The sequence below is a fragment of the Deltaproteobacteria bacterium genome, assembly GCA_019308925.1.
Taxonomy (GTDB): Bacteria; Desulfobacterota; B13-G15; order B13-G15; family RBG-16-54-18; genus JAFDHG01.
Window position 1 is genome coordinate 1 of sequence record JAFDHG010000072.1, and the last position, 11234, is coordinate 11234.

13 protein-coding genes and 1 pseudogene are annotated in these 11234 nt (G+C 51.6%); 2 read left to right on the top strand and 12 right to left on the bottom strand.

The annotated features are described in order from the left end of the window. On the top strand, positions 1 to 221 hold a 221-nt coding region (locus tag JRI46_10765; GenBank protein ID MBW2040051.1), incomplete at its 5' end, for a hypothetical protein. Positions 222 to 375: 154 nt separating this feature from the next. Further along, on the top strand, positions 376 to 1149 hold the full coding sequence (locus JRI46_10770) for a hypothetical protein (protein MBW2040052.1): 774 nt from the start codon (positions 376 to 378) through the stop codon (positions 1147 to 1149). 227 nt (positions 1150 to 1376) lie between these two features. Here JRI46_10770 and JRI46_10775 read toward each other — a convergent pair whose 3' ends face one another. From JRI46_10775 to JRI46_10830, 12 genes and pseudogenes are all read right to left on the bottom strand, one after another. Then, complete coding sequence (locus JRI46_10775; GenBank protein ID MBW2040053.1) at positions 1377 to 1889, bottom strand: nucleotidyl transferase AbiEii/AbiGii toxin family protein; 513 nt, start codon at positions 1887 to 1889, stop codon at positions 1377 to 1379. Further along, positions 1877 to 2407, bottom strand: coding sequence for a hypothetical protein (locus JRI46_10780; GenBank protein MBW2040054.1), 531 nt, complete (start codon positions 2405 to 2407; stop codon positions 1877 to 1879). Before JRI46_10780 ends, JRI46_10775 begins: the two co-directional genes overlap by 13 nt. 178 nt (positions 2408 to 2585) lie before the next feature. After that, the gene (locus JRI46_10785) at positions 2586 to 3140 is read right to left on the bottom strand and encodes a type II secretion system protein M (GenBank protein MBW2040055.1); all 555 of its coding nucleotides are present in this window, start codon (positions 3138 to 3140) and stop codon (positions 2586 to 2588) included. Positions 3141 to 3192: 52 nt separating this feature from the next. Next, positions 3193 to 3564: pseudogene (locus tag JRI46_10790) on the bottom strand (four helix bundle protein). A 56-nt stretch (positions 3565 to 3620) separates the two neighbouring features. Continuing rightward, the gene (gene pilM / locus JRI46_10795; protein MBW2040056.1) at positions 3621 to 5075 is read right to left on the bottom strand and encodes a pilus assembly protein PilM; all 1455 of its coding nucleotides are present in this window, start codon (positions 5073 to 5075) and stop codon (positions 3621 to 3623) included. Continuing rightward, on the bottom strand, positions 5076 to 6005 hold the full coding sequence (gene gspK, locus JRI46_10800) for a type II secretion system minor pseudopilin GspK (GenBank protein MBW2040057.1): 930 nt from the start codon (positions 6003 to 6005) through the stop codon (positions 5076 to 5078). After that, a complete protein-coding gene (locus tag JRI46_10805) occupies positions 6006 to 6620 on the bottom strand; it encodes a hypothetical protein (protein MBW2040058.1) in 615 nt (204 codons plus the stop codon). It abuts the gene before it with no gap. Positions 6621 to 6636: 16 nt separating this feature from the next. Then, positions 6637 to 6999 carry a prepilin-type N-terminal cleavage/methylation domain-containing protein gene (locus JRI46_10810; GenBank protein MBW2040059.1) on the bottom strand — a complete coding sequence of 121 codons (363 nt, stop codon included), beginning with the start codon at positions 6997 to 6999 and terminating at the stop codon, positions 6637 to 6639. Then, positions 6996 to 7511, bottom strand: a complete 516-nt coding sequence (locus JRI46_10815) for a type II secretion system protein (protein ID MBW2040060.1) — start codon at positions 7509 to 7511, stop codon at positions 6996 to 6998. Before JRI46_10815 ends, JRI46_10810 begins: the two co-directional genes overlap by 4 nt. Further along, a complete protein-coding gene (gspG, locus tag JRI46_10820) occupies positions 7486 to 7926 on the bottom strand; it encodes a type II secretion system major pseudopilin GspG (GenBank protein ID MBW2040061.1) in 441 nt (146 codons plus the stop codon). Before gspG ends, JRI46_10815 begins: the two co-directional genes overlap by 26 nt. A 350-nt stretch (positions 7927 to 8276) precedes the next feature. Next, positions 8277 to 10223, bottom strand: a complete 1947-nt coding sequence (locus JRI46_10825; protein MBW2040062.1) for a hypothetical protein — start codon at positions 10221 to 10223, stop codon at positions 8277 to 8279. A gap of 140 nt (positions 10224 to 10363) precedes the next feature. After that, positions 10364 to 11209, bottom strand: coding sequence for a hypothetical protein (locus JRI46_10830; protein MBW2040063.1), 846 nt, complete (start codon positions 11207 to 11209; stop codon positions 10364 to 10366). Positions 11210 to 11234 lie beyond the last annotated feature (25 nt).

Genomic DNA, 11234 nt, shown 5'->3' on the forward strand with positions numbered 1-11234 from the left:
ACAAGGACGGTGCCCTGTGGAGCACCTCTGGTGGCTGGGTGCTTACAACACCTCCCTATTATTCCGGTACCGGTTATGCCCTGGCCCTGGAGCTTTTGGAGAACGGCTACCTGATCCTGCACAAGGAGGGCGCGATATACGACTCTGTTAACGGCTGGAACATGAACACCCCACCGTATTACCCAGGTACTGAGTATGCAGTAGATCTGGAAGTGAGGTAAGATATAATAGGGGAAGGCCTTTTGGCCCTCCCCTATTTCGACAAACTAAGTGGGAGAGGAGCATTTAAAGAAAAGAGGTGAATGAAGTCCTGAGGTAAGAATTCAATTGACTTTTCCAAAAAGGTAGGTATTTAACTAAAACAGGAGGTGAATCATGAAGAGATGTCTTGGAGGTTTGGTAATCGTTTTGGTTGTCCTTGTGGCAGGTGTGGCCCTGGCCCAGATGCCGGCAGGTCCGTATAACATCCTGCACCAGGAGGGTGCGATCTACAACTCAGACACCGGGTGGAATCTAAGTACCCCCCCTTACTACCCTGGTACTGCATGGGCGGTGGACTTCATCTATAACTCCGAGGGGGTGAGTATCCTGCACACTGATGGGGCCATCTGGAACACCACAACTGGCTGGAACATTGCTACCCCCCCATATTATGCTGGGACAGGGTATGCCAAGGCCCTGGAGTATCTGCGTGATTTGACAGGGTGCTGGTGTTTAAATTTAATGGAGTTTGAATTTTGGGAATCGCCCCCGGGAGATCCGTTTCAGGGCGAGTTTTATGCGGAGGAATATCCAGAGTTAGCATTAGAAATCACAGACCAGATTGGCACCAGGCTCTACGGTACGCTGTACCGGTGGGATTACGACGACCGCACCCATGAGTGGGAACTGGAAGAACAATCGCTGGAAGGAACCGTCTTGGGAGACTTTGTCTATCTCGCTTATCATGTATCTGGCGCTGAGGAAGAATATGGTGGAACTTTTGACGGCGTGATCTTCTGGAATGAAGTGGAAGAGTACTGGGAGATAAAAGGAAGCCTGATCGGCACGGGCATGGACACGGAGGAAAATTGGGGGATGTTTGCGAATACTATGGCATGGAAAGGAACGGGGTGTGAGTGTCCACCTCCCCAGCCGCCAGGACCTTAATAAACAATTCTGACCTATCTCTGATTCAAGGCAATCCTCCTCTCGGGAGATGATAACGCAATCTCCTGGGAGGAGGATTTTTTTTCTTGGACTGGATATAGAGATGAGTCTAAACCTATCTCCCTGATGTGCTGAAGGTCAAGATCTCCAGGGTCACATCGAGGCTGCCTGCGCAGGAATAAGAAGGGACATCCATGAAATATTGACATTGATCAATCCCCCTCACCCTAAGAGCTCGCCGCAGATCTCTCTCCACGGGGGAGAGGCAGAAAGTCTATATCGAAGCAATCCCTGATTTCCTCCCTCTCCAGAAATGCCTGCATCTTCTCCCGCATCATGTCCTCAAGGGATACCACTCGTACTAAGACCTGATGCCATGAGTAACGACTGAAGGCGATGGCGTCCTCAGTTTTGACCCTTTTTATCTCCTTTCGAATCTCCACCTTGAGGCCTCGAGGGTAATCCGAAGAAGAAATCTCAAAGAGTAGGGTGTAATGTTTTTGTGCGGTATCTTTTAAGCGATAGAATTGGGAGAGTGTTCCCTTGCATGAAAGAAAAAAAGTCTCAGGTTCTACCTCCCTCCTAAACCAGAAATCCAAGTCGATGGAAAACCTGTTCAGACCATAGCAAAGCCTGAGCATGGAACCCCCGGCAAAGACAAGGGGGGAAAGCAGTTTTGCACTGTTCATCCTGTCCAGCACCTCTATCTCGAATCTCTCTTGAGCTATCAAGTCGCCCATATCTCTGAAACCAGACTCTTCGTCCTTTCAGGATAATATCTGATCCATCTCTCAATCCCTTCTCTCTCCAGCTTCCCCAGATCGAGAGCCGGAATGTCGAGGGAATACCTACCAACAGAAAAGAGATAGAGGCTGTCCAGAAAGGCCTTTTCTCTCTCTGCTATGAAGAAACCGTCCTCGTTCCGGAATCCGAGATAGAGGTGTTTGGCTATTTTGTAGTAGCGGAATTCCACACCGTCAACGGATAAGCGCTTAGTCCTCTTGAGAGAGGCGCTCTCCCACACCATCCTCGGAACCTGGGTTGTTACTTCATAGTACACAAGGGCGCTGAGAAAGGATATGTATGAGGGGACTTGGAGGAAATTGGCCAAGGAGATAAAGTCATCACGCCCCAGATTTCTCCACCTTTCTGCCAAGATATAAACATTGCGCTTGAGCCTGATGAAGAGTCCCTTTTGGGCATACCTCGAACAGAGGACATGGGCTGAAGAGGTTTTGATGCCCAGAAACTCAGCCACATCCTCCACGCCGAAAAAGAGCCTATCTCCTAGAGACCTTAAAAAAGGATAGTTCATCTAAATATATATACTTAACATTTTTGTTAAGTATATATATTTAGAGTTCGGTGTCAAGCATTTTTTTCAGCTCTCGGCGTAGAGAAATCCGGGCACAAAGAGGAGGGATAAAGCATTCCAGCTATCTTCCGCCAGAGACGCTGAAGGTCAAAATCTCCAGGGTCACATCGAGGCTGCCGGGGGAGCGGGCCGTGGACCTGATCTTGAGCCTCTTTATTCGGAAGGGTAGAGAGGCGTTTTCTATCTCGTAGAGATAGGATACCACCTCCTTTAACCCCGCCCCCTTGAACCTCAACTGCACAGGGACGACGGTATAGCGTGGGGTGGAGATGGGGGAGAGGGGCTTCATCTGCTGGATCCGATCCCTTAGGCCCGCACTTCTGGCCAATTGCTCCAGTTGAGATAAGGGTGAGACAGACCCCCCGGCGGCGGAGAGCCGGCTGACGATCTCATCCTCAGAGGCCTTCAACGTGCGATATTCCTCTTTCAGCAGGAGGAGTTCCTGCAGTTGCATCTCCTTTTGGGCGATGAGGCGGCTCAGCAACCTGGATCTTTCCAGCGCAGGTGAGATAACGAAATAGTAGCCCAAAAGGCCGATGATGAAGATGGCGGCGCCTCCGATCAGGACCTTTTCCCGCTGGGTGAGGTTCTTTATCGTCTTTATCGTTTTAATCATTTTAGGTTCTTCTCCAAAAAAGTTGCCAAAAAGGGTTTAAGGATTCGAGGATTCAAGGGTTCGAGTGTTTGTTCTCTAAAGATTTAATGAGTGCCTTGAGCATCCTCTCAACATCTCCTATATCTCTCTGAAGATTCTTTAGATCATCCGGTTCAATGTAGCCCAAATCACCCGATAACAAGATCTGAGTCTCCAACTCACAGTTGGAACCATAAGCTATGTATAATGCCTGCATATATTCTGGTGTCGTCTTCCTTCCATACCCCTCTGCTATAATTGATGGAACTGATACAGCAGCCCTCCTTATCTGTGATACTAACCCATACCTCTCCTCCTTCGGAAAACCTTTGGTAATCTTATAGATCTCGATACAAAGCTGATAAGCCTTCTGTCAAACTTTTAACTCCTTATAATTATTAAGCATTTCACTTGACCACTGGAATCCTTGAACCCTTGAATCCTATCAATTCCCTATTTTAATCATTTTTCTTCCCTGGCAAGGACCATCCTAAAGAGTACCCCCTTTCCACCCCGCCGGGCGAGCTCCACTTTGCCCACCTTCACATCCTGAAAGAGGGCAGAGGCAGCAAGGGAGCTCTTTACCTCATCCACCATAGCGAAAGAGGGGGCCATCCCCCGCAGGGCGACCCTCCCCTCATCCATGTCCAATTCCACGATCTTCGTCCCCTCAGGGAGGCGTTGAGCGATCTCGCGGAGGATCTTCAGGGGGGTGTATCCGCGGTGAGAGCTAATCTTCACCCCCCGCTCACCCATCCCCCTGACCATCTCCCTGGCTTGCTGGAGTTCATTCACCACCCCCCTTACTTCGGGGAAGGCCTCTTTGAATACCCGCCGCATCTCTCCCTTGAGCATCGTGTAACGCCTCTCCTTGGCTGCAATCCCCAGATAGAAATTTGCCCCGATCAGGACCAAAAGGAGGATAACGGCAGTGGTTATAATAAAGACCTTCTTGCGCAGCGTAGGGGTAAGGGTCTGGGAGGGTTTGGGAATTTTTCCCGCCAGGTCCACCCTACCCTTTTCTCTCCTCAGGCCCCGCAGGGCCAGGCCCAGGGCCACTCCCCCCATCATATTCGCCTCCTCAGGCAGGGTCACGGTGGAGGGGAATTTCTTCAAGAAATCAGGGTAATTCACCTTTACCCCTATTTCTTTCTCCAGGTACCCATCAAGCCCCTCTCTCCGGGAACCTCCTCCGGTGAGCCACACCTCCTCTATCGGCCTTCCCCCTGCGCCAAGATAGGCTTTCATGGTAAAGATCACTTCTTCGAGAGCAGGCCTGATCTCCTCAATTCCATTCCCTCCTCCATCCTCCAGGGGGATGGATCGGGTGAACCGCAGTCCCCCTTTTTGGAAGATGTTCACCGAGATCTTCTCAGCCCCTACATCAAGGAGGACAATACCCCTCTCTTCTTTCACCTCTTCCATCAGGCGGGCCAGGGCCAAGGCGTCGATATCTATCATATCGGGGACCATACCCCCCTCACGCAGGGCGTCCATATAATCCTGCAAGAGCTCCCTCTGTACACATGTGATAATAACAGAGCTCCCTTGGGACGTCCCCTCAAGGAGAGTAAAATCAACCGCCATCTCCTCCAAAGGTGAGATCATAATGGATTCGGCTTCATATGGGATGGCCGCCTCGATCTTGTCCAGTTGGGAGAAGGGGAGTTCAGAGGTGCGAAAGAGGGCCTTATGGCTGGGGAAGGAGGTCACAAAGACATCGCCCTGCAAAGGCCCCTCCGGCGTGATGGAGCGAAGGTCTTCAGCCAGGTCTTCCCAGGTACTCCCCTGGCGCTCCTTTATTAAAAAGCCGGTAATCTTAAAATTGGTAAGGGAGGTGGTGAGCTGCACGGCCTTGATGGAGTGAGCCCCAGCATCCAGCCCTACTATCCGGCAGCCGGGAAGGTACAACGCCATCTACTCCACCCTCCAGAAAATCTGCTTCACGTCCTCCCCTGCCCTCTCCAGCACCGCAGAGATCTTCTTCTTGATCCCCCTCACCTGGCCCTCTATCCGCAGAGAAAAGGTCGAGGATTTTGTCGTGATGTAAGGGCTGACCTCAGAGTATACCTCTTCAGTCATTCCAGATACATTCTTTACCTCTGATATCTCTTTGAAGGGCTCCTCCTGACGATATGCGATGATGGCCTGGGCCAACCCCTCATCGATCTCATCCGAGAGGCTCTGCAGGACAATAGAGGAGGCGGTATTGATGTTTACCTTACCTTCAGAATAGATGGTAAGGTAATGGATAAGCCCCTTTCCCCCCTCAGCCCTATATAGGATCTCCTCGGTCATCCCCTTCACCAGGAGGAGCTCCTCTAAGGTGGCCAATGGACCATCCTTACATGGATACGGAGGTGAGAGACCCTGATAGTACGGGTCCTCGGCCCCCAGGGGGCTTTGCTCATTGTCGGGGTCGAGCCAATCGAGGATGGGGTCTAGCAGGTCAGGGTCCATTTCTAAGAGTCTAAAGAGCCTTTCCAGCTGATTATAACTCCCTTCGTCAGTTACAATGTTATTAATGGCAATCTTGGATGCCTCGTCCTCTAGTGCCCCCTTGAACCTCCCCTCGTCGTCCTCGGAGATGAAACCGGGGTGTTCGTTGAAGTGCGCCCACTCTTCATCGAGCCCGTCGTAGGCAGGATCGTCCTCCTTCAACAGAAGCCTGGCTGTCTCGGCACCTGACCTGGCGACATAAAGGGCCTTTGTTTCATCCCTAAAGTTGGCCGCCAAGGTAAGATCGACCCTCATGGTGTAGCTGAAATCGACTACCAAGGAGACGAGCAGAACAATCACCACCAGTACCAGGATCAGGGCAATGCCCTTTTCATCCTTAATCGACATCTAATCTCCAGCAAGGGGGATATAGACCTTGGTTGTAAGGGAGATGATCTCACCCCTTTCATCCTTGAGCAAGAGGGAGATATCTACCACCTTGGGGAGCTTCTCCCCAAAGACAGGAGAGGTTGAATCCCACCTCTTCCACTCCCTCCCCTGGGCATCGTAATAGGTGAAGTCCAGACCACTTATCCCCCCGCCCGCTACATAACTTCTGCCTCCCTCATCTGAACGTTCATCAGGGGTGGTATCTTCTCTCATCAATAGGGTGGGCTCGTCCGTCTGGGGATCAATGGTGATGTAATAACCGACCTCCTTCAGCCCCTTTGATTTCCCCTTTAAGAGGAGAGAGGTCGAGATGAAATTCAGGGTATCCTGCGGCAAACCATCCTCCTCCCTATCCTCACCTATGAAGGCATACGCGATGTCGGGGAGATCCTCTCCTGAAGGGAGGTAAGCGCAACTTATCTCTTGGGCCATCCGGCTGAGGATGAGCCTGGCCTTACGGTAGGCCTCGCCCCTTTCTTCACCTATCTCCATGGTCTTGAGGCTTCCCGAAAAGGAGCCGTAGACGATACCCATGATCACCGCCAGAATCGCAGCGGCGATCATCACCTCCATCAAGGTAAAGCCTCTACTATTCTTGAGGGGCCACATAGGTGACAAGATCCAGGTCTCTCTCTTTATCCCCTTCCTTCCACTTTACAATGACCATAACCCGCCGCATACCCTCGGGCTCGGCGTCCTCCACCGTCGTCTTCCATCTGAAGGGAGGTACACCTTCCTGCACCTCACCCTCATTCTCCCCTGTCGCCAATCTCTCCTGGGCGATCAGCTCAGTCATCTTTTCCTGGGCCAATAAGGTAGCCTTGGTTATAATCATCGCCTCATTTCCCAGATCGATGCTTGCAACCTGGTGAGAGAAGACAACCACCAGGGCTATGGCTAGGATAGCCAGCGCTACCATCACCTCCATGAGGGTAAAGCCCCTCTGCCTCATTCCTTCTCCTCAGTCACATATCCCTCATAGATCTTTACTTCGCCGGTGAGGGGAAGGAGTTTTAAGGTAACCACACAACTCCCCTCTAAATGTATGAGGGTATTTTCCACCCAGCCGGTGGGGGAAAACTGCGTATAGGGAACCCCTTCTTTATATTCACCACGGGGGGTAACGACATCTTTAAAGCTCACCCCTGGAGGGAGGTGAAGGGGGCGGGTAAGGACCTCCCTTTCTTCCATAAACTCCCCCTCACCGTTCTGACAGCTCACCCAGCATACCCCCTGGGAGAGGTCGTAATTCAATCTATACGGCACCCTGGTCGAGGCGGACATTCCGGCCAGATATCTCACTACCCCTCGGATCTGCCTGATGGCCTTGTTGGTGTCTCCGTGGGAGAGAAATAGCTGAAGCCTGGGGACGGCAATGGTGGCAAAGAGGGCCAGGATGAAGAGAACCACCACCAGCTCAAGGAGGGTGAAGGCCCTGCTATTCCAAGTCCCAGTTCTCGACATCGGCATATTTCCCCTCTCCCCCGTCCTCACCATCCGGGCCATAGGACTCCAGATCGAAGTCCTCGCTGTGGATTCCCGGGGATATATAGACGTAGGGGTTGCTCCAGGGGTCGAGGGGAACCTTCCCCTTCTCCAGATACCCCCCCTCCCTCCATCGCTTGGGGATGGGTTCGATGGTGGGCTTTTCCACCAGGGCATTGAGTCCCTGTTCAGTAGTGGGGTAGGTGCCGGTATCGAGATAATAGAGCTTGAGGGCCTGTTCGATCTGTTGGATCTGCATCTTGGCCTTGAGCCGACGGGCCTCTTCAGGTCTGCCCATGATCTTGGGGATGATGAGCCCGGCCAAAATCCCCAAGATGACCACCACCACCATCAGTTCAATTAAAGTAAATCCTTTCGCGTCTCGCCAAACCATACCCTTCTCCTGAATTTTTGAGAAAATGATAGCACCATTCTCCCCTTCAGACAAGGGGGGGCTCTGTTGATGGTCTACCCATTTCCTTGATCGATAGCATATGTTTGTAGTAGAATAAATTTAAATAAAATGGGGGAGAAGATCTTACCTGTACAAATTGCTGTCGACGTACAGAGAGATGATGTGCGGATTATCACGGCTTACCAGCCAGATCCATCTGAGTGGAGCGAAGATCTACCCACTTTTTCCTCTTAATCTATAGACAAGGTGCATAAGAACACCCTTGGAGGCTAAATAATGGGCACCTTCTGGGAACCTCTTTCCATAACTAGCTACCCCCCGTTAAGGTCTTACCTCACCTCCAGATCCAGCGCCCAGTCTGAGCCAGGATAGTAGGGTGGGGTGTCCAGGTCCCAGCCAGTAACAGAGTCATATATCGCTCCCTCTTTATGCAGGATTTCATAGTTTGTATCATCGGCCTTGAGCTCCATATCCACTGCATAACCGGTACCAGCATAGTAGGGTGGTTCTGACAACACCCAACCCCCATCAGTAGACCACAGGGCGCCATCCTGATGCAGGATGACATAGTGGGACCCATATGCCTTCAGCTCCAGATCTTTGGCATAGGGTGTGCCTGGGTAGTAGGGAGGGATGCCCATGTCCCAGCCGGAAGCAGAATCATAGACCGCCCCCTCCTGGTGCAGGATCAGATAGTTGTCAGCGGTCCGGTACTCCAGATCCACAGCATAGCCTGTGCCTGAGTAGTAGGGAGGGGTGCTTAAATCCCAGCCAGACACACTATTCCAGATCGCCCCATCAGTGTGCAAAATACTGTAGGAGCCATCGGGCAGCAGTTTTGCCTTTCTGGCATATTCTGTACCAGCGTAATATGGTGGTGTGCCCAGCTCCCAACCATCTGTACTGATCCATAAAGCCCCATCTTTGTGCAAGATGCCGTAGGAGCCGTTAGGGTGGGGCTCCAGGTCTCGGGCATATTCAGTGCCAGGGTAATATGGAGGTGTGCCCAGCTCCCAGCCTGTATCAGAGAACCACACCGCCCCATCTTTGTGGAGGATACAAGGGGTGGGAGCCGTGCTGTCATACTCATAGGCACCCATGTCCACAACGGCATCGAGGTCACCATCTCCGTCTACCACCCGGCGGTTGCCGTCCATATCAGTATAGGGGAGGAGATAGGGGGGGTCATTGTCGCCCGCATCGATGCAGGGGGAGGTGGATACCAGGTGATAGTCGTCGCCGCCGACAAAGAGGGGGTCTGTATTAAGGTTGTTTGCCTGGTTAAAAGTGCCACTTACGTGATTGACACCATTAAAATCGCTGTAGTAAACATCAGACCTTGACTGGGTTCCCCCAAGAGCGATAGTGAGGTCTGCTCCAGGGCTCGCAGTGTTTCCGTAAAGGATGGTATTGTACATCCCAAGGATAGAAGTCGTTCCTGAAACACCATCATCATTCACTACTACTCCCCCACCACCTAGGGATGTATTATAAGAGGTATTCCCCGTTATCGTGCTGTTGAGGATGACACACCGTGTGCTGCTATCATCCTGGGCCCAGATGTCTATACCACCGCCCTCTCTGTCTGCTTCGTTGTCGTATATCAGTGAGTTGACGATAAACACCTCTAAATCTCCTGGAATGGATGGATCACCACCATCATCAGAACCGAGGTACATTCCGCCGCCGACACCAGAGCCCGTAGTAGCACAGTCCCTCACAATGACATTGGTAAATCGTGCTCTGATTTGGGCACCAAAGGGAAGTATGCAGATTCCACCTCCATGACCATAAGTACACTCGCAGTCCTGCACAATCACATCTTCAAACGTGATGTCCATTGGTTGTTCAGCGCTGGTATGTGCTCGGACACACCCGCCCCAATCATGGGTGCCGTTCTGCAAGGTGATGTTTTGTACGGTAATATCCGCTTCCCACGACATATACGATACCCTCAATACCCTACCAGTACCCCCCCCATCAACGACGGTAAGGGACGGGTCCCGCGTCCGGGTGCTGAAGTTAGCGCTCCAGCCCCCTGAAACGGTGATGCTCTTGGTGTTAATGGTAAGATTTTCACTATAGGTCCCCTCGGTAACCCGTACCCGGTCTCCATCTACTGCGGCATCAATCGCCGACTGAATGGTAGTATAGGGACAGGTGGGACAGACATCAAGGTCCGCCGCCACAGCCACACCCCCTACAAATAATGGACACATTAACAATACCAGAAATAATAGCCTTCCCATCTCATCTCCCTCCTTTCTCTTCTTCAATCCTCAATCTCCTCAAAGCCCTTGCAAACACACCGCTGCCCAGCCACTTCCTGCCACACCCAAAACCGACAAACATATTGGTAGGGAAACAAATCTCTTCTTTTTTGACCCTCCTCTCCTTTTAGCCCTTCCCCACTATCTTACCTCACCTCCAGATCTACTGCCCACTCAGTACCTGGGTAATACGGTGGGGTGTCCAGGTCCCAGCCAGTGACAGAGTCATATATCGCTCCCTCTTTATGCAGGATTTCGTAGTTTGTATCATCGGCCTTGAGCTCCAAGTCCACCGCATAACCGGTGCCCTTATAGTAAGGGGGGGTTGACAACACCCAGCCACCATCAGTAGACCACAGGGCGCCATCCTGATGCAGGATGACATAGTTTTTCCCATCAGACATCAGCTCTAGATCCATAGCATAGGCTGATCCACGGTAATAGGGGGGGGTATTGGTATTCCAACCCAAGGCACTGTCATAAACAGCTCCATCCTTATGCAGTATCAAATAACTGCCACCTGATCTATACTCCAGATCTAGAGCATAACCGCTTCCTTTATAATATGGGGGACAGGCGAGAGTCCAACCAGCAGACCTATTCCAGAGGGCCCCATCTCGGTGTAGGATAGTGTAAGAACCATCAAATTTTAGCTCCAAGTCCTTAGCATAGCATGTATCGGGATAATAGGGAGGAGTAGTAACAATCCAGCCAAAAGTCCTGTCCCACACCACCCCGTCCTTATGCAGGATCAGGTAACTGCCATCTGTCCGATACTCCAGATCTACTGCATAGCTTACCCCTGGATAGTAAGGTGAAATGTCCATTTCCCAGCCTGTGTCAGAAAACCAGACGGCACCGTCCTTGTGAAGGATGACGTAGGGGGCAGCTGCAGAGGGAAGAACATATTCGCCTGTCCATTCTCTCATCAGTCTGTAAACATAGATAGCCCTTCCCTTCTTCCCGTAGGGATGGCGAAGGATAAGTTTCAACTCCCCTTTTTTCTCGAAAGGGATC